A 25,241-nucleotide genomic window follows, 5' to 3' on the forward strand; every position below is an offset into this window, starting at 1 on the left:
CGATCACTCGTTAGAGTGGGTGTCCTGTCGGAGCCTCACTGACCTTGGGTGATTTCATGCGCGTGCCCGCACTCCTTCTCGTCCTGCTCACCTCGGCCTGCGCGGGCCAGCCCGCACCGCTTCACGAGGCCGTGCATCCGACCGGCACACCCGCCGGCGCGATCACGCTGTCCGGCGCCGGGGAACTGACCTCCTCCGACACCGCGGCCATCGCCTACGACCGCAAGCTCGCCCCGCGCGGAGCTCAGGCCAGCGCGACCGTCGAGTCCTCGGGCGGCGTGACCCGCACCTCCCTCGTCGTCGAGGGCTTCCTGCACAAGCGCCGCTACGGCGCCCACCTGCACGTCAAGCCGTGCGGCAAGAAGCCCGACGACGCCGGCCCGCACTTCCAGCACGAGCATGGCAAGGTCAACCCGTCCAGCGAGGTCTGGCTCGACTTCACCACCAACGGCGAGGGCGCGGGCCGCTCCAGCGCCCGCAACGACTGGGCGCTGACCCCCGACCGGCTGCCCCACTCCCTCGTGATCCACTCCCAGGCCACCAAGACGTCGGGGCCGCAGGTCGGTACGGCGGGCGACCGCGTCGCCTGCGTGACCCTGAAGAAGGTGTCCTGATCAGGAGCCCTTGGCCAACGTGAACGCGCCTCGGGTCAGCCCCAATTGCTCCGAGGCCGTCTTCCCCTGCTCGAACGGCGTCTTCGGGTCGGTCGCGCCGCATCGCCTCGGCCGGCCACGTCAGCACGGCCACGCCCGTGGCACCCGCCAGGCCGAGGTCCTGCTTGTTCTCATCGTCAACCGCCCGCGCTCGACGCCGCGCCGGCGGCCTCGAGGTTCTCGCGCAGCGCGGTCGCGACCGGTTCGACCGGCATGGACAGCCGCTCGACCCGGTTCTTGACCTGGCGCCACTCGCGTCCCGGCAGGACCGCCTTGAGCCGCACCGCCGCGGCCAGCGCGGCCAGGACCCGGATGTCCTCGCCCATCCGCTCCACCGGCTGGCCGCCGCGAACGGCCCGCCCGACCCGCTCGGCCAGCCTGCGCGACAGGTACGGCCGGCGCGGCGTGATCCGCGCGACCCGGAACAGCAGCGGCCGCCGCCACTCCACGCGGATCAGGTGGTCGGCCTCCAGTTCGTCACGGACGAGGCGGAACGCCTGCGAGCGGTCCTTGCGGATCCACTGCCGCCACGACCGGGGCGGGGAGCCCGCGATCTGCTCCCACAGGGCGGCCTGCAGGGGGCCGGGGTCGGCGGGGGCGCGGACCGGGCGAACCCGGCCCGACTCGTCGGCCACGTTGCCGCCGATCATCAATTCGGCCAGCGCGGCGGCCCGCAGCAGGTAGCCCAGCTCGCCGCGGTTGGCCAGCCGCTCCTTGCGCAGGTCGAAGGCCAGTAGGAAGATCGACCTCGGCAGGGACTCACTCGGTGCCTTCACCGGATTCCTCCTTTTCGTCGGGGGTTTCGTCCGGGGTCTTTTTCGGTCGTCCTCGCGGGCGCATCCGTCCCACGCCGTCGGGCAGGCGGCCGGCTTCGGAGAGCGCCCTGCGCAGCAGGAACTCGATCTGGGAGTTCGTACTGCGCAGCTCGTCGGACGCCCACCTGGCCAGCGCGTCGTGCACCACCGGGTCGAGCCGCAGAAGGATCTTCTTGCGGTCCACGGATTACTGGTAGAGCGTTCCGGTGTTCACGACCGGCTGGGTGTCGCGGTCGCCGACGAGCACGACGAGCAGATTGCTGACCATGGCCGCCTTGCGCTCCTCGTCCAGCTCGACCACCTCGTGCTCGGCGAGCTTGGCCAGGGCCGTCTCGACCATGCCGACCGCGCCCTCGACGATCTGCTGCCGGGCCGCGACCACCGCGCCGGCCTGCTGGCGCCGCAACATCGCGTGGGCGATCTCCGGCGCGTAGGCCAGGTGGATGATGCGGGACTCGATGACCTTCACCCCGGCCGAGGCCACCCTGGCCGCGATCTCCGCCGACAGTCGCTCGTTGATCTCGTCGGCGTTGTCCCGCAACGACAACCGCTGCTCGCCGTGGGAGTCGTAGGGATAGTTGCCCGCGATGTGCCGCACGGCGGTCTCCGCCTGGATGGCGACGAACTCCACGAAGTCATCGACCTCGAACACCGCCTGCGCCGTGTCCTCCACCTGCCAGACCACCACGGTCGCGATCTGGATGGGGTTGCCGTCGGCGTCGTTGACCTTCGTCACGTCCGTCTCGTGGTTGCGGATCCTGGTGGACACCCGCCGCCGCAGGGTGATCGGGTTCACCCACTGCAGGCCCGGCGTGCGCAGGGTGCCGGTGTAGCGGCCGAGCAACTGCACCACCCTGGCCTCGCCCGGCGCCACGGCCGTGAGGCCGCACAGCAGGATGCCGCCGGCGAGGACCATCAGGCACGACGCCACGAGCAGCCAAGCGCCGTTCGCTCCGGAGCCCGAGGCGAGCATGCCGATCGCCACGGCGATCAGCGCCAGGCCCGCCAGGATCAGCGCCGTCGCCAGCCACAACATCATGAATCCGCTGGTGGTCCGTACGGGACGCTCGTGTGTGTGCGGCGCGGGCATGTCCACGACCGTCCCCTCGATCGTGGTTGCGCCTGATGTGTTCGTCATCGCCCCTCCCCTTCAGTGATGTCTCGCTGCTATCAAAGTGATATCACTTTTTGCGCAAAGGGGGAAGAGGGCCCTGACGAGCGGTGAAGGTGATCGGTGGTCAGCCGAAGACGGCCGGGGGCGGGACGGGCGCCAGCACGGCGTCGCCGTCCTTGATCGGGTGCGCCCCGGCGATGAAGTTGGTCAGCGCGTCCCCGTACACGCACCGCGCCTGCGTCAGCCCTCCGGCCGCCCGGCGGGTCAGCAGGTCCACGGGCAGGTCGGTACGCGAGGCCGCCACGATCAGGTTGCCGAACCGGCGCCCCCGCATGATCCCCGGCTCCGCCAGCAGGGCCACGTGCCTGAACGTGGCGGTGACGGTGGCCAGCAGCCGTTTGGCGAACGCCAGGCCCTTGCCGTCGGCCATGTTGATCAACAGCGTGCCCCCCGGGCGCAGCACCCGGGCGAGGTCCCCCATGTACTCCCGCGTCGCCAGCTCCACGGGCATCGTGGCTCCGGTGAACGCGTCGAGGACCACCAGGTCGGCCGAGGCGTCCCAGACCTTGGCGGTGCCCGCGCGCCCGCCCGCGACGATGACCTTCAGCTTGGGCACCGAGCGCAGGTCCAGTTGCTCGCGCACCAGGTTGACCAGCAGTTGGTCGGGCTCGATGACGATGTGCCTGGAGCCGGGCCTGGTGGCGGCGACGTAGCGGGGGATCGTGCAGGCGCCTCCGCCCACGTGGACACAGCTCAGCGGCCCTTCTGGCAGGACGTCGATCACATCCGCCATGAGTCGGACATATTCAAATTCCAGAAATGTCGGGTCTTGTAGATCGACATACGACTGAGGTACGCCATCCTTGGACAGCACCCAGCCGTCCTGCCTGTCCAGGTCCCGGAGAAGTTCGATCTCGCCGAACGTCACCGGATAAAGGCCAGGCATCGGTTCCCGCTGTCCACGTGCCACGCTGATCCCTCCTGGGAGAAACCGTATGCGACGTCGAAGGCTGATTGTGCTTGTTATCGCCGTTGTCGCGGTAGTTGGGGCGGGTGCTTTCGCCGTTCTGGCGTCGGACCGGATCAAGGGGAGCGCCGCCCAGACCGCCGCCGCCTACTTCGAGGCCTGGCGCGAGAGCGACGTGGGGGCCATGGAGCGGCTGGTCTACCAGCCGCCGTCCGACTTCGTCACGAGGCACCGCCAGCTTTCCGACAAACTCGGCATCCAGTCCATCCAGCTCACCCCTGGGCAGCTCAGAAGCACGGGGGAGTCGAGCGCCGAGATCCCGTTCACGGGGGTGCGGCAGCTCTCCGAGCTCGGAGCGTGGCCGTTCGAGAGCACGTTACGGCTGGGCGTCCACGATCGGGCCTGGAAGGTGCTGTGGACGCCTGAGACGCTGCACCCGCTGCTCAAGGACGGCGGCACGCTGGAGGTCGACCAGATCGCCGGCGCGCCGGCCGAACTGGTCACCAGCGAGGGCGACAGGATCCCGAACGACAGCTACGCCGAGCCGTACCTGAACCAGCTCAAGCCCGAGCTGGACAGGGCCGGGCACGGCTGGCGGCTGCTGTCGAAGGTGCCAGGGCGGCCCGACCGGCAGCTCCTGGCCCGTCAGCCCAAGGCGAACGTCGAACGCACCACCCTGTCGCGCCCCGTGCAGGCGGCGGCCGCCCGCGCGCTGGACGGGGTCGAGGACTCCGCGATCGTCGCCATCCGGCCCCGCACCGGCGAGATCCTGGGGCTGGCCGACCGCCTGGCGAACAACTTCAGCGCCATCCGCGACACCTTCCCGCCCGGTTCGGTCTTCAAGACGATCACGGCGGCGGCCCTGCTGAAGTCGGGCCTGACGCCGGCGGACCAGCTCCCGTGCCCCGCCTCGTACACGATCCCGTTCCACCGGTCCTTCGACAACGACGGCGAGGTGGATCGCGGCGTGGTCAGCTTCGCCGACGCCTTCGCCTACTCCTGCAACACCACGTTCGTCGAACAGGCCACCACCCGGCTGCGGGTGGAGGACCTGCGGCAGGCGGCGAGCGAGTGGGGGTTCGGGCAGCCGATCCCGACAGGCATCGGCGGGACCTGCGGCTCCATCTCCGGCGCCGACGATCCCGACATGCTCGGTGCCGACGCGATCGGCCAGGGCGGGGTCGAGGTGACGCCGCTGTGCATGGCCGCACTGGCCGCCTCCGTGCAGAGCGGCACCTGGCGCTCGCCGCGGCTGCTGTCGAAGCGGCAGGTGAGCGGCATCGAGGGCACTGCGCCCGGCGACGTCGAGCTCGACCAGGGCGTGGTGGGCGCGCTCAGGGAGATGATGGCGGCCGTCGTCGACCACGGCACCGCCAGCGGCTCGGGGCTGCCGGCGGGCGTGGCGGGCAAGACCGGGACGGCGGAGGTGTCGGATGGTTCGCGATCGCACGCGTGGTTCATCGGTTACCGCGACGACCTGGCGTTCTGCGTCTTCGTGCGGAACGGCGGATCGGGCGGCGGCACCGCCGTTCCCATAGCCGCCCGCTTCCTCAATGGGCTATAACCTACGGTACCGTAGGTTTCATGACGACCATCACCGTCAAGCCAAGGCTGCGAGGCTGGTTGCACGCTGGAGCGCTGCCCGTGGCGCTGGTCGCGGGGTTCGTGCTCGTGGTGCTCGGCCCCACTCTCCAGGCCCGTGTGGCCTCGGCTGTCTACGCCATCACCTCGGCGTTGTTGTTCGGTATCTCGGCCACCTATCACCGCAGCACGCTGGGCCCTCGGCTGGCGGAGTTCCTGCGCAGGTTCGACCATGCCAACATCTACCTGATCATCGCGGGCACCTACACGCCGTTCGCCTTGCTGGCGCTTGAGGGTGTGGCCCGGGTGGCGGTGTTGTCGGTCATCTGGGGTGGCGCGCTGGCCGGGGTGGCCTTCCGCGTGTTGTGGATGAACGCGCCGCGCTGGCTCTACACCGTCCTGTACCTGGCGCTGGGCTGGACGGCGATCTTCGTGATGCCGCAGCTGCTGAAGGGCGCGGGGGTGGCCGCCGTCGTGCTGGTGGCCGTCGGCGGCGTGTTCTACTCGGCGGGCGCGGTCGTGTACGGCCTGCGCCGCCCCGACCCCTCACCCCGCTGGTTCGGTTTCCACGAGGTCTTCCACGCCTTCACCGTCGCCGCCTACCTGGTGCAGTACATCGCGGTGTCGATCGTGGTCTACTCGCACGTCCAGCCTTCCTGACATTTGACCCCTTGTTGGTCTGTTCTCTAGCGCGTCTCGGAAAACAGACCAGCATGGGGGATATTTCTCGCACGTGGTGGTTGCTGCTGGTACGTGGCATCGCGGCAATTATCTTCGGCATCCTGGCGTGGGTCTGGCCGGCGATCACGCTGCTCGTCCTGGTAATCATCTTCGGGGTGTTCGCGCTCCTCAGCGGGGTGTTCGCGTTGGTCGCCGGGTTCCGGCACGGGGAGCAGTCCAGGGTTTGGCTCATCGTTTCCGGAATTATCGGGATATTGGCCGGGATCGTGGCCCTTGTCTGGCCGGGGATCACTTCCCTCGCGTTGCTCTTCATCGTGGCCTTCTGGGCCATCCTCGCCGGCATCTCCGAGATCGTGGCGGGCATCCATCTCCGCAAAGCGATCGAGGACGAGTGGATGCTCATCGTCGGCGGCATCCTGCTGGTGCTCTTCGGGATCATCCTGCTCCTCTGGCCGGGCGCGGGCCTGCTGAGCCTCGTGTGGCTGCTCGGCTTCTTCGCGATCCTGTACGGCATCGCCATGGCGGTCCTGGCCTTCCGCGTAAAGAAACTCGCTCCTGGCGCCTCGGCGTGAAAAACTTCGCCGACCGGGTAGATGTACCGTAAATTTTGTATATGTGCCCGTGCTCTCTGACGGGGACCGTACCGCCAGCCCAACCCACAGTGGAGGCGCCATGGACGTACACGCCCGCCTTGCCCGCCACCTGCTCGTCGACGGCTACCGCCTCGTGCTCGACCTGGAACTGAGCCACGGATCACGGCTCGTCGACGCCAGAAACGGCCGCCGCTACCTGGACTTCTACACCTTCTTCGCCTCCGCCCCGCTCGGCCTGAATCCCCCCTTCGACCCCGACTTCGCCCACCTGCTCGGCCAGGTCGCCAGGAACAAGCCCGCCAACCCCGACATCTACACCGAGCACCTGGCGGACTTCGTCGACACCTTCGCCCGGGTGCTCGGCGACCCCGACCTGCCGCACCTGTTCTTCGTCGAGGGGGGCGCCCTCGCCGTCGAGAACGCGCTCAAGACCGCCTTCGACTGGAAGAGCCGCCGCAACGAGGCCGCGGGCAGGTCACGCGACCTCGGCGGCAAGGTGCTGCACCTGACGAAAGCCTTCCACGGGCGCAGCGGCTACACCATGAGCCTCACCAACACCGAACCGGGCAAGACCGACCGATTCCCGAAATTCGACTGGCCGCGCATCGACGTGCCCGCCATCCACTTCGGCGACGTGGAGGCCGCCGAGGAACGCGCCCTGACCCAGGCGCGCGCGGCCTTCGAACGCCATCCGCACGACATCGCCTGCTTCATCGCCGAACCCATCCAGGGGGAGGGCGGCGACAACCACATGCGGCCCGAGTTCCTGCAGGCCATGCAGCGCCTGTGCCACGAGTACGACGCGCTGTTCATCCTGGACGAGGTGCAGACCGGCGGCGGGACGACCGGCACGCCGTGGGCGTACCAGCAACTGGACCTGGCGCCCGACGTGGTGGCGTTCGCCAAGAAGGTCCAGGTGGGCGGGATCATGGCGGGCCGCAGGGTGGACCTGGTGCCTGACAACGTCTTCCAGCAGAGCGGCCGGATCAACTCCACGTGGGGCGGCGGCCTGGTGGACATGGTCCGCAGCAGGGGCATCCTGGAGATCATCGAACGCGACGGCCTGATCGCCCGCGCCGCGACCCTGGGCGGCGTGCTGCTCGAACGCCTCACCAAGATGGAGGCCGAGAACCCCGACTCCATCTCGAACGTGCGCGGCAGGGGCCTGATGTGCGCCTTCGACCTGACGGACCAGGCCGCCCGCGACGCCCTGGTGACCAGGCTGCGGGAAGATCACGGGGTGCTGGTGCTGCCCTGCGGTCCCCGTTCCGTACGCCTGCGCCCGGCGCTGAACATCCCCGAAGCCGACCTCGACGAGGGCCTGCGCGCCCTGTCCGCCGCCCTCACTGGATGACGCTCGTGGCGCTGCGCCGGGGCCCGAGATAGCGCCAGAAGAAGTTGACCAGCACACTGATCCGGTTACGCCCGCCCAGCAGGTACGCCACGTGGACGAAGATCCACACCAGCCAGGCGGGCAGCCCGTGCATCGTCAGCCCGTTCGACAACTGCAGCACCGCCTCCGCCTTGCCCACCGTGGCCATGATCCCCGGATCGCGGTAGGAGAACGGCCGCGGCGACCTGCCCCGCGCGGCCGCCAGAATCTGCTCGCCCACGTGCCTGCCCATCTGCATGGCCGGCTGGGCGAGCTGCGGCAGCGGATGGGGCGGCCCCGCGAGATCGCCGGCCACGAACACCTCCGGGTGCCCGGGCACGTTCAGCGCCTCCGTGACCGTGATCCGGCCGCCCTTGCCCTGCGGCAACCCCCAGTCGGACACCTGCTTGGGCGCGGTGACGCCGAGCGCCCACACCGTCACGTCGCTCGGCAGTCGCGTGCCGTCCTCCAGCACCACCGCGTCCTCGTCCACGGCCTTCACCGTGGAACCCAGCCGCAGACGCACCCCCCTCTTACGCAGCGCGCCGGCCGCCTGATCGCGCAGACGCGGCTTGTACGGGGCCAGCACGTAGTCGAACCGCTCGACCAGGGTCACGCTCGTCTGGTGCGGCTTGATCTCGGGATGCGTCAGCGGGAGCGTCCGCCGCCGCAGCTCGGCCAGCGTCCCCGCCGTCTCCACCCCGGTCGCGCCCGCGCCCACCACCACGACGTGCGTGCTCTCGCGTCTGCCCTGCGCGGTGTCCTCCAGGCAGTGCTGCAACCGCCGCCGCAACACCGCCGCGTCGTCGAGCGAGTAGATCGGCAGCGCGTTCGCCCGCGAGCCCTCGACACCGAGCCAGTTCGTGGCGACCCCGGTGGAGATCACCAGGTAGTCGTAGTCCATCCCGCTGCCGTCCTCGAACTCCACGCGCTTCTCCGCCGGGAGCACCTTGCTCAACGCGGCCCGCCGCGCCCTCACGTTCGGCCATCTGGCGGCGAACGTCCTGATCGGGTACGACACATCCGCCTTGCCCATCCCGGCCGTGGCCACCTGGTAGAGAAGAGGCTGGAAGGTCGAGTACGGGTGGCGATCGACGAGCGTCACCAACGCACCGCCCCTGGCCAGGACCCGCGTGGCCCACAACCCCGCGAACCCGGCACCTACGACCACGACCCGCACTCTCTTCGCCATGCCGAAGGTCCTTCCCTCGAATGCCGTCAGAGACGCTCCTGGCACCACCAGCCCCTCCCAAACCTCGCTGCCCCAAACCACCGCTCAAACCGCACCCCTCACGTCCCGCCAGGACCTGCCCGCCTCGCCAATTGGGCCCACGGGCGACATTGACCCAAGGACGGCGCGGCCCGCTACGGGGCAGCCCGCTGACCAGAGCCAGGCGGCCAGCCAACCGGAACCGGGCGGCCAGTCGGAGTCGGCTGGAGTTCGGCGAGCGGGGTTCGTCGCCTGCGGGAGTCAGGTGACGAGTCAGGGCTTGGTGAGTGGCCGGAGCCCGCCCTTACGGCGGGCGCCGGGCCGGTGAAGTGGGGTCCTGGGGGAGGTGGCAGCCCCCGCTGTCAGCGCTCGTTCAGGACCGGGTGGGTGGATGGTTAGCGGTGGTGGGGGTCGTGGCGTGACAGCCACAGGCCGATGGCGGTGACCCGGGAGTCGACGCCGAGTTTGGCGTAGATGCGGTTGACGTGGTTCTTGACCGTTTTCTCGCTGAGGAACAGGCGTTCCGCGATTTGGCCGTTGGACTGACCTGTTGCGATCAGGTCCATGACTTCGGCCTCGCGCTTGCTCAGGGACGTGAGCACACTGTCGAACGCTGTGTCGTCGACTCTCATCCGGCCTCCGGGGGCGCGCTGACGGTCACATTGCCGAGGCCCCCGTGCTTCCGGCGTTAGCGGTAGACAGCGAGCATAACTCGCAATGTCATGATTTGGGGGCGTTGTCGGGAGAAATCGACGCCAGGAGAAACGACAACGGCCGATCCCGAAGGACCGGCCGCCGCACTTTGGGGTGAGTGAAGGGACTTGAACCCTCGACATCCAGGACCACAACCTGGCGCTCTGCCAACTGAGCTACACCCACCATGAGCCATCACCATCGTGGTGGCACAGGAAAAGTGTAGCGGGGTTCGGGAGTCTTTACGCCACTGGTTTAGCCGCTGACACGCTCCGCGAGCGTCCTGGCGGTCGTCGAGTCGGGCCCCGGTTGGCCCACGAAGACGGCCGCACGGTAGTAGCGCAGCTCCCTGATGCTCTCGGTGATGTCGGCCAAAGCCCGGTGTCCGCCCTGCTTCTCGGGCGCGGCGAAGTAGACCCGGGGATACCAGCGGCGGACCAGCTCCTTGATCGAGGAGACGTCGATCATCCGGTAGTGCAAATAGGCGTCGACTCCGGGCATGTCGCGGGCGAGGAACGTCCGGTCGGTGCTGATCGAGTTGCCGCACAGCGGCGCCTTCTTCGGCTCGGGGATGTGGCGGCGGATGTAGTCGAGCACGAGCGACTCGGCCTCCGCCAGCGTCACGCCGCCCGGCAGTTCGGGCAGCAGCCCCGAGGCCGTGTGCATCTCGCGCACGACCTCCGACATCTGCTCCAGCGACTCGGGCGGCGGTTTGATGACCACGTCGACGCCCTCGTCGATCTGGTTGAGCTCGCTGTCGGTGATGACGCACGCCACTTCGACCAGCGCGTCGCGACCGAGGTCGAGCCCGGTCATCTCGCAGTCGATCCAGACCAGCAAGTCACTCATTCGATCTCCTCGCCCAGCGGCTCGGAGCAATCCGCCCGCTTGTTACCCCACCAGCCTAGTGCCAGTGGTCATGCGGGCTTGAGCGAGCTGAGCACCTTGGCGACCACATCGGTGCCCAGATTGTCCGGGACGGAGACGTACAAGATCCCCGGACTCTCGCCAGAGCCGCGATCAATGAGAACGAGTGCGCCGTTCTCCTTCTTCCACTTGAAGCCCTTCTCCTCCGAGATCTTGGTGAAGTCGAGCTCGAACTGCAGCACCCAGGCGTCCTTGTCGCCGATCTTGAGCGCCTTGTCCGACACCACCTTGCTCTCGTGGGCGGGCGCGTAGAACCGGCCGGAGAAGTCGACGAACACGGCCTTGGCCGTGTCACCCATGCTGGAGACCCCGTTGTAGGGGTAGAGCTCGCTCAGCACCCCGGAGTAGACGTTGCCGACCCAGTCCTGGTCCTGCTCGTAGTTCTCCTGCGACATGGCCTGCACCGCGGCCGACCACTTCTGCGACATCGGGTCCTGGCCGTTGATCTGTTCGGACCGCGGCACCTGCCAGTCATCAGGCACCTCGAACGAGACGCCCGCGCCCGGGTCGGTGATGCGGCCGTCGGCGGGCTGGGGCAGCTCGGGGGCACCCTGGCCAGGCGGCGGCTCGTTGGACGGCAGCGGGTTCGCGGGCGGCTGCTCCGGCTCCAGCCTGTCGCTCGGCACCGGCGGCAGCGCGCTGTCCGTGCCGCTGCCGCGGTTGACGAAGAAGATCCCGGCCACCACGATGAGCGCGACCACCACCAGCGCCGCGAGCCCGCCGAACACCCAGGGCAGCGGATTGCCCTGCTTGGGCGGCGGTCCGTAGCCGGGCCCCGGTGTACCGCTCCACTGCGTGGGCGGCACGGGCTGCCCGTACGCGGACTGCCCGTGCGTGGGCTGGCCGAACTGCAGCGTGGGGTTGGCCGGAGTCGCCGACCAGTCGGGGTCCGACTGAGGCTGAGGCTGCGGGGGTTGGGGTTGGGGTTGCGGCTGCGGCTGCGGCCCGGAAGCCGGCTGCCGGGGGCTGCCGGAAGGCTGCTCCTGCGCGTGGGTGGCGTCGGTCCACTGGTCGCCGTCCCACCAACGGAGCTGAGGCTCTCCGTAGGGGTCCGGGTACCAGCCCGCGGGGGTCTGCGTGGTCATAATCGCCAGGTTATTGACATCCTCCCCCGCGCGTAAACGCCGGGGACTCCCCCACGTCAACGTTGGAGCCTTACTGCTTCCTCTACACCGCCTGAGCGCCATGGCTTTCGGGCTGTGCCAGGGTCGGAATTGCCTCGCCGTGCATTGCCGGCCAGGCCGTCAGCACTTGTAGGTGAAGCTGGCCTTGTCCGTACGAATCGGGCCGGGTGTCAGGATTTTCAGCGTCGCGGTGGCCTTGACGTTGCTGCGCCCGTTGAGCGTCCACCGCAGCGGGACCGTGTACGACGTCTGGTCCGACTTCGTGTGCAGCGTTCCCTTGACGATGACCTTGTCGAGGTTCCTGCGCCATTCGTAGGTGACCTCGCCGGGTGCCCCGTTCGTCACGACCGTGGCGTTGATCAGGACTTCGCTGTCGCAGCCCTGGGTCTTCTTCGGAGCCACCACGTTGATCGACCTGACCGCCAGTTCCGGGGTGTCGCTCAGCCGGAACCAGGCGAAGGCCGCCCCCGCCATGATCACCGCGAAGACGGTGGAGGCCAGGATCGTGCGCTGCCGCCGCCTGCGCGACGACCTGGTGAGGCGGGTGCCTGGGCGCTGCTCGGTGGCGGCCTCGTCGCGGCCCGAGCGCCAGATGCGCTCGGCGGGGGTCTCCTGCCGAGGTTCCCGGTCGCCGACCCCGGGGCCGAAGTGGACCGGTCCCGTCGTTCTGCCGGGGACGTGCAGGAGCGTGACGATGTCGCCCTCGTCCCTGGGCGGCGGGACGGGGGCTCGCCCGTACGCCGGCGTCTGCGCGAACGCCGACCTGCTCCGCGCCGCCTGCGCCAGCCCCTGCCTGCTGATCGCGCCGCCCGGCAGCGCGCCCCGCTCCGTGAGCAGCAGGTCCCGTGCGGCAGGCAGGCCCAGCGTCCCGGCCGTGGCCGCGGCACGTTCCAGCAGTTCGGCGGCCCGCGGCGCGCCCTGACCGAGCGGGGCGGCCAGCCCGCGCGCCAGCGCCGCCCAGCCGGACGCGTCCCGTTCGCGCGGGGAGATCTGGCCGCGGATGGCGTCGGCGAGACCGCGTTCCGACAGCAGCGCGACGCCCTCCGCGGTGATCACCACCGTGCCCGGGTGCACGGAGCCGTGCGTGATCCCGGCCGCGTGCAGCGCCATCAGGGTTTGGGCGGTCTCCACCAGCACCGACGCCGCGCCGCCAGGATCGACGGCTCCTGCGGCGAGCAGGTCGGCCAGCGTGGGGCTGACCGCCTGGCCGGTGAGCAGCCACACCTGCTCGCCCGCCGCGACCACGTCCGCCACGGGGATCAGCCCGGTCATCCCGCCGAGGACGAGCTGCTGGTCCGTCATGACCGCGCGCACCACGCGCTCGCGTACGCCGGGCAGGCCGATGATCTTCGGGTCGAACAGCAACGCCCCCGCTCTGCGGCCGTCGGGGGAGATGGCGTCGATCCAGTTGCCGAGTTCGGTCATCCAGGTGTGCTCGGTGAGCCGGAACCCGGCGATACCGTGTGCAGGGTTGGTCATCCCTAGCCCCCCGGGCGCGGTCTCTAGCGCTTCCTTCTCTGGCGGCGTTTCACCGCCAGTGTGACCGGAACGGGGCCGGACGTCATCAGGCCGAAGGCCACCAGCGCGGCCTGGGCCCCGCCCGCCCCTTCGAGTCGCGACTCATCGGGTGCGGGCTCTTCGCTCCGCGTGGGCTCCTGGGAGCGGGTCGGCTCCTGGCTCCGCGTGGGCTCCTGGCTCCGCGTGGGCTCCTGGGAACGGGTCGGCTCCTCGCTGAGCGTGGGCGTACGGGGCGGCTCTGGCGTGGGGGTCGGCTCGGCCGTGGTGGGCCTCGGACGGGTCGGCTCGGACGTGGTGGGCGCGGCCGTCGTGGGGGCCGCGGTGCCGTCCCCGCCCTCGTTGATTCTGCCGTTGAACTCGGGTTCCGGTGTCGACGACGCGCTCGGCGCGGGCTTCTTGGTCCTGACCGGCTTCGCGGTCGGCGTCGGCTTGGGGGCACGCGTTCTGACGGGCCGGGGGGTTTTCGTCGGCCGAGCGGTGTTCGCAGGCTGGGCGGGCGGCGGCGTCACGCTCTGCACGACCGTCGGCGTCGGCTCAGCGGGCAGGCTCGCCTCGGGGGTCTCCTCGGGCGTGGGTTCGGCGGAGGGCTCCGTCTCGGCGGGCTCAGGAGTCGCGGGCACGCCCGTGGTCGGCGTGACCCGCGCGGTTTCCGCCCGCAGCACGGGCTCGTCGGCCGAGGCGTTGACGGCGACCACTGCCCCGACGACCAGCACGGCGACGGCGCTCACCCCGAGGACGATCTTCACGGGCAGCTTGCCGAGCACCCCCGACGGGTCGCCGAACCGGGTCTGGGCCAGCGACGTCCGCACCTCGGTCGGCTCACCGAGCGCCTTCGGGAACAGCAGGGCGAGCAGCCCGGTCAGTGCCACGAGCCGGCGGCGTCCGCGCTCCTCCCAGTCCTCGCCGTACGCCTCGGCCGCGACGGCCTCCAGCTCGGCCAGGAACGCCTCCGCCGACGCCGGCCGCAGCTCCGGGTCCTTGGCCAGGCCGCGCCCGACCAGGCCGCGCAGCGGCGCAGGCACCTCCTCCACCGGCGGCGCGGCGCTCTGGTGCTGGCGGGCCAGGGCGGCGACGTTGAGCGCCCGGTAGGGCCTGGCGCCCGTCAGGCACTCGAAGAAGACGACCGTGGCCGCGTACACGTCGGTCGCCGGACTGGCGGGCGTGCCCGACCACTGCTCGGGCGCCATGTACGGCGGCGTGCCCGCGGCGCTCGCCTCCTCGCCCACCCGCACCGCGATGCCGAAGTCCACGAGCTTGCTGGCCCCGTCGGCCTGGACCATCACGTTCTCGGGCTTGAAATCGCGGTGCACGACCCCGAGCGCGTGGGCGGAGGCCAGACCTTGGAGCGAGCCCTTGAGGACCGTCAGCGCCGCCTCAGGGCCCGTGGGCCCCTCGGACCTGAGGATCTCGCGTAACGAGACCCCGTCGATCAGCTCCATGACGATCGCCGCGCCCTGACCCGACTCGACGTAGTCGATCAGCCGGGCGTGGTAAACGCTCTGGAGCGTGGCCAGCAGCCGCGCCTCGTGCCGGAAGCGGGCCACGAAGCCCATGTCGGAACGGAGCTCGTCGCTGAGGTATTTGATGGCGACCTCGACGCCGTCGTGGGCTCGCCTGGCCAGCACCACCCGTCCTGCGGCCCCCGAGCCGAGCTCGCGGACCTCGGTGTAGCCAGGGACCCCCCACTGCCCATCACCGTACATATCGATCTCCTCTGGAGTCTTCCGGGCCCCCACCCACATCAACCGGACGTAGCTTAATCAGGGGGAATCGCTTTCCCGCTAGTAAATCCCGTAAGTGTGTCTTACCTGGTCAATCGATCTTCTCCGGCAAATCAGGACTTGGCGTCCGGGTGGGAGTCTCCTCCTCGGACGGGCACTCGCGAGTGGTCCCGCCGGCGCTGTCGCCGCCACCGTCCGCCGCCGGATCCGTGGCGGCGCTCACCGACCACTTCACACCGCAGGAGATCTTGCCGCGGTAGGAGAAGGTCCTGCTGTACGACGTCTCGCCGGACAGGGTGACCGTCTGCGAGTCGCGTCCCTCGCCTGCCGAGAACGTGACGGTCAACCGTACCGGCTGGGCGTCCGCCGTGGTCACCGAGACCGTCGCGAAGAGCCCGTCGCTGGCGCTCGCCCGAAGGATACGTACCTGCCGCACGCGAGGCGGGCACGTCACCGAGGCCCGCGCGGTGGCCGTCCTGCCGCCCGCGCTCACCCGCACCGACACCGTCGAGCCGCACGGACGGGACCTGAAGGCGTACCCGAAGGTCTGGGCATAGGAGGTGCGGCCCGACAGGGTCGCCGAGCGGGACGCGACCGTCTCGCCGCCCACCGCGAACTCGGCCCGCACCGGGATGTCCGCCGTCCCGCTCGCGGTCAGCCTGACGCGGGCGGTGATACCGCGGCCGGGCGCCTCGGGCACGCTGAGGCCCACACGCAGCCCCGTCACCCGGGTCGGCGGTGTCGCAGTGGGCGATGTCACGGTCGGCGCGGACGTCGGTGCCACCGTCGGCGTCGGCGTCCGTATCTGCGTCCGTGTGGGTGTGGGTGTGGGCGTTGGTGTCCGTGTCTGCGTGGGCGTACGTGTGGGCGTGGGCGTCGGTGTACGTGTCCGCGTGGGCGTGGGCGTGGGCGTGGGTGTCGGCGTGTGGGAGTTCGTCCGCGTCGGGGTGCTCTCCAGCGTGGGCGGAGGCGCGAGCGACACCGTGGGCCCCGGCTCCTGCGGCGGCTCCTGCGGTGAGACCTCGGGCACGACGTCCTCGGGCGTGCTTTCCGGGGTGGACGGCGGTATGGCCGCCGGTTCCGTCGTGCCCTCGGACGGCGGTACGGCCGCCGCCGCGCCGATCGGGTCCGTGGGCGGCGGCTGCCGGTGGGTCAGCACGACCACCACCGCCACCGTCACCGCGGTGGCCAGCGCGGCGGCCATCGCGCCCCGGACCGCGGTCGAGCGCAGCGCGACCCGGACCGCGTCGGAGCGCAGCGCCGCGTTCGAGCGCAGCCGCCGGAGCTCGCGGAACACCGTCCTGGCCAGCGACGTGGAGACCTCGGGCGGCGGCGTCTGGGGCAGGGGCAGGAGCAGCGCGAGCAGGGCCACGAGCGCGGCCAGTCGCCGTTTGCCGCGTTCCTCCCAGTCCTCCCCGTACGCCGCCCTGGCCGCGCTCTCCAGCTCGGCCACGAACTCCACCGCGCTCGGAGGCCGCCGCGCCGGATCCTTGGCCAGCCCCCGCAGGACCAGCTGTCGGACCGGTTCGGGCGCGTCGTGGAAGGGCACGGGGGCGTGGACGTGCTGGTAGCCGAGCACGCTGGGCTCGGTGGAGCGGTATGGCCGATGCCCTGTCAGGCACTCGAAGAAGACCGCGGTGGCCGCGTACACGTCGGTCGACGGCGAGGCGGGCCGCCCCTGCCACAGCTCCGGCGCCATGTAAGGGGGCGTGCCCTCGGGCAGCGTGGTGGTGCCCTGGCGGACGGCCACGCCGAAGTCGACGAGCTTGCTGACGCCGTCGTCCCGCACGAGGACGTTCTCCGGCTTGTAGTCCCGGTGCACCAGCCCGAGGGCGTGCGCCCGCGCCAGGCCGAGCAGCGAGCCCTTGAGCACGGCCAGCGCCGCCTCCGGCTCGGTCGTGCCGTGCTCGCGCAGCAGCGCGCGCAGCGAGACGCCGTTGACCAGTTCCATCACGATGGCCGCGCCGCCGACGTCCTGGATGTACTCCCACATCGTGGCGATGTTCGGATCGCGCAGCGTCGTCAGCAGCCGCGCCTCCGACTGGAACCTGGCCAGAGCGGAGGGGTCGTGACGCAGTTGTTCGGACAGATACTTGATCGCGACCTTGACGCCGGTCTCGTCGTGCACGGCCAGCACGACCCGCCCGCCGGCCCCAGCCCCGAGCTGCTTGACTTCCGTGTATCCGGGAGCGCTCCACTCCATACGCCATCTCCCATCAGGAGCCGGCCCACCTGATGAGACGCGTGATCAAGCAGTCGGGTTTTCCAGGTGGTCCCGGAATTATGGAACTACTCCCGATGGAGGATGTGAACAGGCGCCCCGATACCTTCTTGGAGCACCGAATCCGGCTCGGGTTCGCCCCACGTCGTCACCAGGGGCAGCACACCGGCCCACACCGGCAGGTCGTAGTCCTCTTCTTCGTCCTTGGGGCCGCCGCGACGGATCTTGACCGACGCCTCCTCCAGCGACAGCGCCAGCACGGACGTGGCGGCCAGTTCCTTGCGCGAGGGCCGCCTGACGTAGTCCCACTGGCCGGGCGCGAGCTGCTCGGACAGGGCCCGCAGGCCCGCCATGCGCTCGTCGGGGTCGTCCACCAGCCTGGCCTGCCCGTAGATGACCGCGGAACGGTAGTTGACGGAGTGGTGGAAGATCGAGCGGGCCAGCACGACGCCGTCCAGGTGCGTGACCGTGACGCAGATCTGCGCGCCGTCGCCGGCCCGCAGCGACGTCGCTCCGGTGGAGCCGTGCAGGTAGAGGGTCTCGCCGATGCGGCCGTAGCCGGTGGGCACGACCATCGGGTGGCCGTTCACGACCACGCCCAGGTGGCAGATCAGTCCCGTGTCGAGCACCTCGTAGAGGTCGTTCCTGTCGGTGCTGCCGCGCTGCTTCTCGCGGCCGAGCGTGGTGCGGGCGGTGGTGGAGAGCATGATTCGACGGTAACGACGAAGTGGACCTATCCTGTAGGGCCACTATCGGCCCCTTCACGAAGACCACTTCCGTGCGCACCCACATTGACCTGCCCATATCCCTGTCACGAGACTCCGCCCTCCCACTCACCGCCCAGCTCGCCGGCTGGCTGCGCGGCGCCATGCTGGACGGCACGCTGGCGCCCGGCGAGCGGCTGCCGTCCTCGCGCGCCCTGGCGGCCCAGCTCGCCGTGAGCAGGACCGTGGTCACGGAGGCGTACCAGCAGCTCTACGCGGAGGGCTGGCTGGACGGGCGGCACGGCTCCGGCACGTTCGTGGCCGACATGGAACGGCCCAGGCCGCCGAGCGAGCGCCCGTACGTGCCGGCCCCCGAGCCGCCCCCCGCCGACGCGATCGACCTCACGCCGGGCGAGCCGTGGGTGCGCGACTACGACCGGGCGGCATGGAAGCGGGCCTGGCGCACGGCCGGCGAGCTGCCGCCAGGCGCCTCGCCCGACCCGTACGGCCTGCCGCGCCTCAGAGAGCTGCTCGCCGACCACCTGCGCCGGGCCAGGGGCATGGCCGTCGGCCCCGAGAACATCCTGGTCACCCGGGGCACCGGCAACGGCCTCGACCTGTGTGCGCTGGCCCTGCTCGGCGCCGGCGCCCGCGCCGGGGTCGAGGACCCCGGCTACCACGTGGCGCGCACGGTGTTCGCCGCCAGGGGCGCCGAGGTCGTGCCGTGCCCGGTGGACGAGGACGGCGTCATCGTCGACCGCCTCCCGGACGGCCTGAGCCTGCTCTACACCACGCCCGCGCACCAGTACCCGCTGGGCGGGCGGCTGCCGATCCCGCGCAGGGAACGCCTGCTGTCCTGGGCCAGGAGCACCGGCGCGACGATCGTCGAGGACGACTACGACGCCGAGTTCCGCTACGACGTCGCCCCGCTGCCCGCCCTCTACGGCCTCGACCCCTCCCGGGTGGTGCTCCTCGGCACGCTCTCCAAGATCCTCGCCCCGGACGTCGGCGTCGGCTGGCTGGTCGGCGAGCCCGAGCTGGTCGCCAGGATCGCGGGCCTGCGCCGCGCGGTCGCCGACCGCACCAGCGGGCCCGTCCAGCAGGCCGTGGCGGCCCTGCTGGAGCGCGGCGACCTGGACAGGCACCTGCGCAGGATGCGCCTGGAGTACGCGCGCCGCCGGGCCGTCGTCGTCGAGGTGCTCGGGCCCGTGTGCCGGCTGCGCGGCGACACGGCCGGGCTGCACGTCCTGGCGGAGCTGCCCTCGGCCGTGGCGCCCGTCGTGGTGGAGCGGGCCAGGGAGCGCGGCGTCCTGGTCGACTCGATGACGCGCCACCACCACGGCCCCGCCCGCCTGCCCGGCGTGGTGATCGGGTACGGCTCCGCCTCGCTCGCCGACGTGCGCCGAGGCTGCCGCGTCCTGGCAGAACTCATCCGCGACGCGGTCACGGAGGGGGCGGCGCGCCCTTCAGCTCACGCAGCACGGGAAGGGCCCGTTCGGCGTACAGCGGGTCGACCGGCAGGACATGCCGCGCCCACCATCGGGCGGGCTCCGGGTCGGGGGACGCCTCGGTGAAGGCGGGCGCGTAGTCGTCGTAGGGCGGGTCGTACAGGTAGCCCGTCGCCACCCCGTGCCGCTCCAGTTCGGCGATCGCGGTGTCTCTGTCGCCCACCAGCAGCGGCACCCGGAACAGCGGCTGGTCCAGGTGGCCGGGCACGGCGGGCGCGACCGTGGGCAGCGCGGCCAGCCGTTCGACCCCGGCCAGCCGGCTCCTGCGCTCTGAAGGGACCCCGGCCAGGCGCCTGGAGGCGTACCAGCGGGTCAGAGCGCCGCGACGGGCCCGGTAGTCGTGCAGGTCGGCGCGGACCCACGGGTCGAAGGGCGGCAACGCGGGCGCCTGCTTGAGCGCCACGGCGAGCCCTTGGGGGTCGAGCGCGATCCGGTAGCCCTCGCGTTCCTCCTGCATGCCGAGGGCGCGCATGATCGCCAGCGCCGGGCGTACGAGATCGAGCCTGAGCGCCGCCTGACGGGCCATGGAGGTGGCCACGCTGATCACGTCGGCCCTCCAGGAGCCGGGGGCGAGCAGGGCGTCGCGGGCGTGTTCGAGGGCACGCAGGTCGGCCTCGTGCTCGACGGCCAGCACCCCGCCGGATCCCGCCCCCGCGTGCTTGGACAGGCTGAAGACCCCGGCCTGGCCGAACGTCCCCAGCGGCCGCCCGCCGACGCTGCTCTCCAGCGCGTGGGCCACGTCCTCGATCAGGATCTTTCCCGAAAAGGCGGAGACGTGGTCGGGCAGTCCGTACAGGTTCGTGGTCAGGACGGCGTCCACCGAGGCGAGGTCGACCCGGGAGACGTCGATGTTGCCGTCGCGGGGCGACAGTGGCGCGATCACGGGGCGCAGACCGGCCGCGAGAACCAGGAAGAGGATCTCGTCGGCGGAGATGGGCGACATGAGCAGCCGCTGGCCGGGCGCGCACCAGTGGCGTAATGCGAGATAGAGACCGAGCCGGTTGGACGGAAGCGACAGGCAGTGACGGCCCGTGCGCTCGGCGATGAGTTTCACCCTTGTAGGACGGCACGGAGCCGCCCGTAGGTTTTCAACGCCTTGTCGGCGGTTTTGAGCAGCAGCGGGTTGGCCAGCACGGTCGCGCGGGTCTTGCGGACCGGCACCCGCATCATCCAGTGCAGGCCCGCCGCCGGGCCGAGCCTGGCCACGCGCCCTTCTGCCACCTGCAGCTCACCGGTCTTGAGCTTGTCCTTGTACTCCTTCTGGCCCCGGCCCATGTCGATCACCTGGATGCCGGACCCGGCGGCCCGCTCGGCCATCGCCAGGTGGTGGATCAGGCCGGGGGAGTATTTGGCGAAGCGCGTGTCGTAGGCGGGAAACCATCCGGACAGGGTGGTGCGCGTACGCAGCCCGAAATGCCCGGCCACCGGCTCGTCGTCGACGTAGACCATGTCGAGCACCCCGGCGAAGCTGTCGGACTGGACGGCGAGCAGCCGCTCGACCAGCTCCACGATCCACCGCTGCGCGAACCTGTCGGAGCGGCCCGTGCGGCGGTACTGGCCGGTCTTCCAGGCCAGCAGCGTGTGCAGGGGCGCCAGGTCCGTGATGGCGTAGTCGTGGCGCATCTGGCCGGCCTCGCGCTGGAGCTTGCGCGACTTGGCCAGGGTGGTCTTGTACGTCTTGCCGGAATGTTCCTTCAGCGTGCAGGTGTAGTGCTCGTAGCCGTCACGCAGGTCGATGATCGGGGAGGGATGCCGCTCGTGGCGCTCGCTCAGCAGCGGCTGCCCCGCCACCAGGTGGTCGAACTCGTAGACCGCCAGCCCGCATTCCTTGATCAGCCGGCGCGGGTCGATGTCGAAACCCTTGGCGTGGACCAGCCCCTGCGCGTCGGTCAGCCCGGCGGCCACCGGTTTGCCGATGCCGAGCGGATGCCGTTCGAAGGGGAAAAAGCCCACGATGTCGGGGCCGTCATAAAGGATTGCGACACGCACGACATCTCTGAGTTCACCGACAGTAATCGTGAATTCCGGCGACAAAAAGGGATTGTCGAAGGCCGCGTCCGACTCCTGCAGGGCTCGCCATCGGCCCAACTCCGGTTGCCCCAACTCGTGTGGGAGGGCAAGGGTGACGCGCATGTGCTCCTACTGTCGGCATGCCTCTGGTTTCCCAGCATCCGGCCAGACGTATACGGTCAGGGTAAAGGATCTGCTCTGAAGGTTATCGCCGCAGCTTCGGAACGTTACACAACTGCCAGCTATCATTCAGGACCGAGTGTCGTTCTAATGTAAGACCCATGACCCTACCTGGCATCGACCATCCCGGCCTGGTCGCGTGGATGGGCCGAAATGTCCCCGAAGTGGGCGGGCCTCTGACCGTCTCGCTCATATCGGGCGGCAGGTCCAACCTGACCTACCTGGTCGAGGCCGCCGGCCGCCGCCTGGTGCTGCGCCGGCCGCCGCTCGGACACGTGCTGCCCACGGCTCACGACATGCGGCGCGAGTGGCGGGTCATCTCGGCCCTGGCGCCGACGCCGGTGCCGGTCCCCGAGCCGGTGGCGTTCTGCGGCGACGAGTCGGTCATCGGGGCGCCGTTCTATCTCATGGGGTACGTGGAGGGCACCGCCGTACGCACGCGTGAGGAACTCGGCCACCCCACGGAGCAGCGGACGCGGCGGCTGTCGGAGCGGCTGGCCGAGGTGCTGGCCGCCATCCACGCCGTCGACTACCGCGAGGTCGGGCTGGGCGACTTCGGGCGGCCCGAGGGCTACCTGGCCAGGCAGCTCGACCGGTGGTGCCAGCAGTGGGAGCGGTCGAAGATGGCCGACCTGCCGGAATACGACCGGCTCGTGGCCCGGCTGCGCGAGCGGCTGCCCGCCCGGTCGGCCGGCACGCTGGTGCACGGCGACTACAGGCTCGACAACACGCTGGTCACGCTCGAAGACCTGGAGATCAGGGCGGTCGTCGACTGGGAGATGTCCACGCTCGGCGACCCGCTGGCCGACCTGGGGCTGACGCTGACGTACTGGTACGACCGGGGCGACGAAGAACGGGCCGGCATCCCGGTGGCGGGGGACGTGACGCTCACGCCGGGGTTCATGACCTCGGCGGAGTTCGCGGGGCACTACGCCAAGGCGTCAGGGCGGGATATTTCAGATCTTGGGTTCTATGTGGCTTTCGGCAACTTCAAGTTGGCGGTCATCGTTGAGGGTATCCATGCCCGCTTCCGGCAAGGTAAGACCGTGGGGGAGGGGTTCGACCACATCGGTTCCGCCGTGCCCACGCTGATCTCCCGGGCGCATCGCATGCTCGACCAGCCCTGACCCCCTGACCCGGAGAGGCCGGCTCTGACCCCTGAGGAGCGTTATGAGCACAGTTGCACTGATCACTGGAGCGGCCAGCGGCATCGGGGCCGCCGTGGCGCGCCGCCTGTCGGCGGGCGGCGTCAGGTGCGTCCTCGTCGATCTCGACGGTGAGGGCGCCGAGCGGCTGGCCAAAGAGGTGGACGGCGCGTGGCTGGCCGCCGACGTCAGCGCCGAGGAGGCCTCGCTGGAGGCCGTCGCGCTGGCCGAGCGGCGTTTCGGGCGGCTCGACCTGGTCCACCTCAACGCCGGGATCTCCGGGCAGGTCGATCTCGCGCGGTTCGACGTGGCCCGCTACCGCCAGGTCGTCGGCGTGAACGTGGACGGCGTCGTCTTCGGCATCAGGGCCGGCCTCCCGCTGCTCGCCCGATCCGGCGGCGGGGCCATCGTGGCCACCTCGTCCCTGGCCGGGCTCGTCGCCTACTCCGGCGACCCGATCTACACCATGACCAAGCACGCCGTCGTGGGCATCGTCAGGGGGCTGGCCGAGCCGCTGGCCGCCCAGAACATCCGCATCAGCGCCGTCTGCCCAGGCTTCACCGACACCCCGCTCGTCGCCGAGGCGCGGCAGACGTTCCTCAACGCGGGCTTCCCGCTGCTCACGGCCGAGGACGTGGCCGCCGCCGTCGAATCCGCCTTCTACTCCGAGATCCCCGGCAACCTGCTCATCGTGCAGCCGGGCCGGCCGCCGGTGCCGTACCGGTACGCCGGGGTTCCCGGGCCCGCAGGCGGTCAGCGTCCGCCGCGTACCGGCTGAACGAATTCTGATCGACGGCAAGTGCGCCGCAAGCGCGACGGCTAACGTTGAAGGGGCCGGATCCGGCGGTCCCATAGCGCTTGTGCGTTCGTGAGCCCTCTTGAGCTCCTGTACGTTCGTGATCTGCCGCGCGTTCGCGAATCCCTTGTAGGTTTTCGAGTGCCCGCACGTTCGTTTCGTGAGGTTGGTTCTCCGTGAGGTCGAGGATGAGGAGCCTTCAGTGATTCCGACCGACGGGCGCCACGCGCGCCGCAGACCGCCGTGGCCGATCGCCGTTGGCGCCGGCATTCTCGCGATCCTTCTCGTGGCAGGCATCATGTACTACGCCTCCGACCGGACGAAGTCCCGCAGCGGGTTCAGCGGCGACGAGATCGCCACCACGGTGCCCAGCGAGCCCGCGCCCACGCTCGCCGCGCCTCCCACGCTGGAGAACTGGCCGCGCTGGGGCGTCACCCACACCCAGTACAGCGCGACCAACGAGCCGGCGAACGTCGTGGAGCAGGCCAAAGGCATGCTCGGGCGGGTCCCGTTACTCCAGAACCAGCACATCATGGGCTGGGGCGTCGGCAACCCGGAGCCCAGCCCGGGTCAGTACAACTTCCGCGACCTCGACCGGCGGATGGAGTTCATCGCGTCCTCGCGCGGCCTGCCGGTGATCACCCTGTGCTGCGCCCCCGACTGGATGAAGGGCGGGCAGGCCGGGCGTACGGACTGGAGCAAGAACCACACGGTCGCCCCCGACCCCGAGCATTTCGATGATTTCGCCGCGCTGGCCGTCAGGGTCGCCAAGCAGTATCCGACCGTCAAACATTTCATGGTCTGGAACGAGTTCAAGGGTTTCTGGGACCCCGCCACCAACCGGTGGGACGCCGAGGGCTACACCGAAATGTACAACAAGGTATATCGGGCCCTGAAGAATGTGAACAAGGATATCCAGGTCGGCGGCCCCTACATCGCGATCGAAACCAGCATGGGAGGCGGCCCCTCCGAGGTGAGCGGCCCCTGGGGGAAGGTCGACCAGCGGACGCTCGAGGCCATCAAATACTGGGTCCAGCACAACGAGGGCGCCGACTTCATCGTGGTCGACGGGGCCTCCATGACCACCGACAAGGGCAACGTCCCCGACGATTTCGCCGCCCAGCAGAAGTTCAGCGCCCTGACCGCCTGGCTGCGCAAGGAAAGCGGCGACGCACCGGTCTGGTGGGCGGAATGGTACAACGAGCCGGAGAATTCCGGCTGGTCCGAGGAGAAGCGCACCGCGGTGCAGGCGGTGACCATGATGGAATTCGCCAGGAGCGGCGTGGCGACGGCCCTTTACTGGAATCCCCAGCAGAAGGACGCGGGCGATTGCCCCGGCTGCCTCTGGGCTCCCAAAGTGGGCGGCGAAATGCTCATGGCCGGCCTGATGAGCGGTTTCACCAAATGGTTCCCCGCCGGGGTGCGGATATCCGACGTGCAGTCCTCCGACCCGAAGGTGCGGGCCATTGGGCAGGAACGCCAGGTGGTCATGGTGAACACCTCCGACAAGAGCGTCACCGCCACCGTCGACGGCAAGCAGGTGACGCTGGCCCCGTACGAGATCCGCTGGGCCGGCCGAGGCACCGCCTGAGCCCTCAGCAGCCCGCGCCGTAGCCTGGCCTGCGCCAGTACGTCAGGTAACGCAGCAGCCACTCCACAGGGCGTCCACTGCAGCCTGCGCGGCGTGCTCCATGGTGGGTCATCATCC

At 70.2% G+C, this 25,241-nt stretch carries 22 protein-coding genes, 1 tRNA gene and 1 pseudogene; 9 read left to right on the forward strand and 15 right to left on the reverse strand.

Annotated features, from left to right (window positions below; all coding sequences use genetic code 11):
• The first annotated feature begins 56 nt into the window (after nucleotides 1-56).
• Nucleotides 57-614 (forward strand): hypothetical protein, encoded by a 558-nt coding sequence (locus ACFOY2_RS12805; RefSeq protein WP_379528190.1) that lies wholly within the window; start codon nucleotides 57-59, stop codon nucleotides 612-614.
• Nucleotides 615-790: 176 nt separating this feature from the next.
• Here the strand turns inward: ACFOY2_RS12805 and ACFOY2_RS12810 are convergent, their stop codons facing one another.
• From ACFOY2_RS12810 to ACFOY2_RS12825, 4 genes are all read right to left on the reverse strand, one after another.
• The gene (locus tag ACFOY2_RS12810) at nucleotides 791-1,429 is read right to left on the reverse strand and encodes a GOLPH3/VPS74 family protein (protein WP_379528191.1); all 639 of its coding nucleotides are present in this window, start codon (nucleotides 1,427-1,429) and stop codon (nucleotides 791-793) included.
• Entirely contained in the window at nucleotides 1,413-1,652 is a 240-nt protein-coding gene (locus tag ACFOY2_RS12815) for a hypothetical protein (RefSeq protein ID WP_379528192.1), read from the reverse strand. Before ACFOY2_RS12815 ends, ACFOY2_RS12810 begins: the two co-directional genes overlap by 17 nt.
• Before the next feature lie 3 nt (nucleotides 1,653-1,655).
• Entirely contained in the window at nucleotides 1,656-2,606 is a 951-nt protein-coding gene (locus tag ACFOY2_RS12820) for an SPFH domain-containing protein (protein ID WP_379528193.1), read from the reverse strand.
• A gap of 100 nt (nucleotides 2,607-2,706) precedes the next feature.
• On the reverse strand, nucleotides 2,707-3,528 hold the full coding sequence (locus ACFOY2_RS12825; RefSeq protein ID WP_379528303.1) for a spermidine synthase: 822 nt from the start codon (nucleotides 3,526-3,528) through the stop codon (nucleotides 2,707-2,709).
• A gap of 49 nt (nucleotides 3,529-3,577) precedes the next feature.
• Here ACFOY2_RS12825 and ACFOY2_RS12830 point away from each other — a divergent pair, with 49 nt between their 5' ends.
• The 4 genes from ACFOY2_RS12830 (at nucleotide 3,578) to lat (ending at nucleotide 7,758) form a co-directional block, all read left to right on the forward strand.
• Complete coding sequence (locus ACFOY2_RS12830) at nucleotides 3,578-5,113, forward strand: penicillin-binding transpeptidase domain-containing protein (RefSeq protein ID WP_379528194.1); 1,536 nt, start codon at nucleotides 3,578-3,580, stop codon at nucleotides 5,111-5,113.
• Between the two features lie 20 nt (nucleotides 5,114-5,133).
• A complete protein-coding gene (gene trhA, locus ACFOY2_RS12835) occupies nucleotides 5,134-5,790 on the forward strand; it encodes a PAQR family membrane homeostasis protein TrhA (protein WP_379528195.1) in 657 nt (218 codons plus the stop codon).
• Nucleotides 5,791-5,843: 53 nt separating this feature from the next.
• On the forward strand, nucleotides 5,844-6,383 hold the full coding sequence (locus ACFOY2_RS12840) for an HdeD family acid-resistance protein (protein ID WP_379528196.1): 540 nt from the start codon (nucleotides 5,844-5,846) through the stop codon (nucleotides 6,381-6,383).
• A gap of 100 nt (nucleotides 6,384-6,483) precedes the next feature.
• Nucleotides 6,484-7,758, forward strand: coding sequence for an L-lysine 6-transaminase (gene lat / locus ACFOY2_RS12845; RefSeq protein WP_379528197.1), 1,275 nt, complete (start codon nucleotides 6,484-6,486; stop codon nucleotides 7,756-7,758).
• On the opposite strand, the gene ACFOY2_RS12850 is transcribed toward lat, so the two are convergent.
• The 9 genes from ACFOY2_RS12850 to ACFOY2_RS12890 all read right to left on the reverse strand — a co-directional run bounded on the left by ACFOY2_RS12850 (nucleotide 7,748) and on the right by ACFOY2_RS12890 (nucleotide 17,897).
• Complete coding sequence (locus ACFOY2_RS12850; RefSeq protein WP_379528198.1) at nucleotides 7,748-8,968, reverse strand: NAD(P)/FAD-dependent oxidoreductase; 1,221 nt, start codon at nucleotides 8,966-8,968, stop codon at nucleotides 7,748-7,750. The two genes, lat and ACFOY2_RS12850, sit on opposite strands and share 11 nt — an antisense overlap.
• A gap of 413 nt (nucleotides 8,969-9,381) precedes the next feature.
• Nucleotides 9,382-9,618: a helix-turn-helix domain-containing protein gene (locus tag ACFOY2_RS12855; RefSeq protein WP_379528199.1), complete on the reverse strand. Its 237-nt coding sequence runs from the start codon at nucleotides 9,616-9,618 to the stop codon at nucleotides 9,382-9,384.
• A gap of 171 nt (nucleotides 9,619-9,789) precedes the next feature.
• Nucleotides 9,790-9,865, reverse strand: a tRNA-His gene (locus ACFOY2_RS12860).
• A 69-nt stretch (nucleotides 9,866-9,934) separates the two neighbouring features.
• Nucleotides 9,935-10,528 (reverse strand): oligoribonuclease, encoded by a 594-nt coding sequence (gene orn, locus ACFOY2_RS12865; protein ID WP_379528200.1) that lies wholly within the window; start codon nucleotides 10,526-10,528, stop codon nucleotides 9,935-9,937.
• Nucleotides 10,529-10,596: 68 nt separating this feature from the next.
• On the reverse strand, nucleotides 10,597-11,691 hold the full coding sequence (locus ACFOY2_RS12870) for a DUF2510 domain-containing protein (RefSeq protein WP_379528201.1): 1,095 nt from the start codon (nucleotides 11,689-11,691) through the stop codon (nucleotides 10,597-10,599).
• Between the two features lie 159 nt (nucleotides 11,692-11,850).
• Entirely contained in the window at nucleotides 11,851-13,209 is a 1,359-nt protein-coding gene (locus tag ACFOY2_RS12875; RefSeq protein ID WP_379528202.1) for a hypothetical protein, read from the reverse strand.
• Nucleotides 13,210-13,232: 23 nt separating this feature from the next.
• A complete protein-coding gene (locus ACFOY2_RS12880) occupies nucleotides 13,233-14,951 on the reverse strand; it encodes a serine/threonine protein kinase (RefSeq protein WP_379528203.1) in 1,719 nt (572 codons plus the stop codon).
• Between the two features lie 109 nt (nucleotides 14,952-15,060).
• Nucleotides 15,061-17,172 (reverse strand): serine/threonine-protein kinase, encoded by a 2,112-nt coding sequence (locus ACFOY2_RS12885; RefSeq protein WP_379528204.1) that lies wholly within the window; start codon nucleotides 17,170-17,172, stop codon nucleotides 15,061-15,063.
• A gap of 86 nt (nucleotides 17,173-17,258) precedes the next feature.
• Complete coding sequence (locus ACFOY2_RS12890; protein WP_379528205.1) at nucleotides 17,259-17,897, reverse strand: pyridoxamine 5'-phosphate oxidase family protein; 639 nt, start codon at nucleotides 17,895-17,897, stop codon at nucleotides 17,259-17,261.
• A 71-nt stretch (nucleotides 17,898-17,968) separates the two neighbouring features.
• On the opposite strand from ACFOY2_RS12890, the gene pdxR reads away from it, so the two are divergent.
• Nucleotides 17,969-19,468: a MocR-like pyridoxine biosynthesis transcription factor PdxR gene (pdxR, locus tag ACFOY2_RS12895; RefSeq protein ID WP_379528206.1), complete on the forward strand. Its 1,500-nt coding sequence runs from the start codon at nucleotides 17,969-17,971 to the stop codon at nucleotides 19,466-19,468.
• A gap of 556 nt (nucleotides 19,469-20,024) precedes the next feature.
• Here pdxR and ACFOY2_RS12900 read toward each other — a convergent pair.
• Together ACFOY2_RS12900 and ACFOY2_RS12905 are read right to left on the reverse strand one after the other, a co-directional pair.
• A pseudogene (locus tag ACFOY2_RS12900) lies at nucleotides 20,025-20,456 on the reverse strand (DegT/DnrJ/EryC1/StrS family aminotransferase); the annotation flags it as partial.
• Entirely contained in the window at nucleotides 20,453-21,391 is a 939-nt protein-coding gene (locus ACFOY2_RS12905) for a GNAT family N-acetyltransferase (RefSeq protein WP_379528207.1), read from the reverse strand. The pseudogene ACFOY2_RS12900 and the gene ACFOY2_RS12905, both read right to left, overlap by 4 nt.
• A 302-nt stretch (nucleotides 21,392-21,693) precedes the next feature.
• Here ACFOY2_RS12905 and ACFOY2_RS12910 point away from each other — a divergent pair, with 302 nt between their 5' ends.
• The 3 genes from ACFOY2_RS12910 (at nucleotide 21,694) to ACFOY2_RS12920 (ending at nucleotide 25,124) form a co-directional block, all read left to right on the forward strand.
• Entirely contained in the window at nucleotides 21,694-22,719 is a 1,026-nt protein-coding gene (locus ACFOY2_RS12910; RefSeq protein WP_379528208.1) for a phosphotransferase family protein, read from the forward strand.
• Nucleotides 22,720-22,762: 43 nt separating this feature from the next.
• A complete protein-coding gene (locus tag ACFOY2_RS12915) occupies nucleotides 22,763-23,515 on the forward strand; it encodes an SDR family oxidoreductase (protein WP_379528209.1) in 753 nt (250 codons plus the stop codon).
• Between the two features lie 220 nt (nucleotides 23,516-23,735).
• The gene (locus ACFOY2_RS12920) at nucleotides 23,736-25,124 is read left to right on the forward strand and encodes a GH39 family glycosyl hydrolase (RefSeq protein WP_379528210.1); all 1,389 of its coding nucleotides are present in this window, start codon (nucleotides 23,736-23,738) and stop codon (nucleotides 25,122-25,124) included.
• The last annotated feature ends 117 nt before the right edge of the window (nucleotides 25,125-25,241 follow it).

The organism is Nonomuraea purpurea (assembly GCF_042650645.1).
Taxonomy (GTDB): domain Bacteria; phylum Actinomycetota; class Actinomycetes; order Streptosporangiales; family Streptosporangiaceae; genus Nonomuraea; species Nonomuraea purpurea.

What these genes read in the sequence shown, in the direction of transcription:
- ACFOY2_RS12805 (WP_379528190.1), top strand. Translation starts at nt 57, where the DNA reads ATGCGCGTGCCCGCACTCCTTCTCGTCCTGCTCACCTCGGCCTGCGCG.
- ACFOY2_RS12820 (WP_379528193.1), bottom strand. Translation starts at nt 2,606, where the DNA reads ATGACGAACACATCAGGCGCAACCACGATCGAGGGGACGGTCGTGGAC.
- ACFOY2_RS12825 (WP_379528303.1), bottom strand. Translation starts at nt 3,528, where the DNA reads ATGCCTGGCCTTTATCCGGTGACGTTCGGCGAGATCGAACTTCTCCGG.
- ACFOY2_RS12830 (WP_379528194.1), top strand. Translation starts at nt 3,578, where the DNA reads ATGCGACGTCGAAGGCTGATTGTGCTTGTTATCGCCGTTGTCGCGGTA.
- trhA (WP_379528195.1), top strand. Translation starts at nt 5,134, where the DNA reads ATGACGACCATCACCGTCAAGCCAAGGCTGCGAGGCTGGTTGCACGCT.
- ACFOY2_RS12840 (WP_379528196.1), top strand. Translation starts at nt 5,844, where the DNA reads ATGGGGGATATTTCTCGCACGTGGTGGTTGCTGCTGGTACGTGGCATC.
- lat (WP_379528197.1), top strand. Translation starts at nt 6,484, where the DNA reads ATGGACGTACACGCCCGCCTTGCCCGCCACCTGCTCGTCGACGGCTAC.
- ACFOY2_RS12850 (WP_379528198.1), bottom strand. Translation starts at nt 8,968, where the DNA reads ATGGCGAAGAGAGTGCGGGTCGTGGTCGTAGGTGCCGGGTTCGCGGGG.
- ACFOY2_RS12855 (WP_379528199.1), bottom strand. Translation starts at nt 9,618, where the DNA reads ATGAGAGTCGACGACACAGCGTTCGACAGTGTGCTCACGTCCCTGAGC.
- orn (WP_379528200.1), bottom strand. Translation starts at nt 10,528, where the DNA reads ATGAGTGACTTGCTGGTCTGGATCGACTGCGAGATGACCGGGCTCGAC.
- ACFOY2_RS12870 (WP_379528201.1), bottom strand. Translation starts at nt 11,691, where the DNA reads ATGACCACGCAGACCCCCGCGGGCTGGTACCCGGACCCCTACGGAGAG.
- ACFOY2_RS12875 (WP_379528202.1), bottom strand. Translation starts at nt 13,209, where the DNA reads ATGACCAACCCTGCACACGGTATCGCCGGGTTCCGGCTCACCGAGCAC.
- ACFOY2_RS12880 (WP_379528203.1), bottom strand. Translation starts at nt 14,951, where the DNA reads ATGTACGGTGATGGGCAGTGGGGGGTCCCTGGCTACACCGAGGTCCGC.
- ACFOY2_RS12885 (WP_379528204.1), bottom strand. Translation starts at nt 17,172, where the DNA reads ATGGAGTGGAGCGCTCCCGGATACACGGAAGTCAAGCAGCTCGGGGCT.
- ACFOY2_RS12890 (WP_379528205.1), bottom strand. Translation starts at nt 17,897, where the DNA reads ATGCTCTCCACCACCGCCCGCACCACGCTCGGCCGCGAGAAGCAGCGC.
- ACFOY2_RS12910 (WP_379528208.1), top strand. Translation starts at nt 21,694, where the DNA reads ATGACCCTACCTGGCATCGACCATCCCGGCCTGGTCGCGTGGATGGGC.
- ACFOY2_RS12915 (WP_379528209.1), top strand. Translation starts at nt 22,763, where the DNA reads ATGAGCACAGTTGCACTGATCACTGGAGCGGCCAGCGGCATCGGGGCC.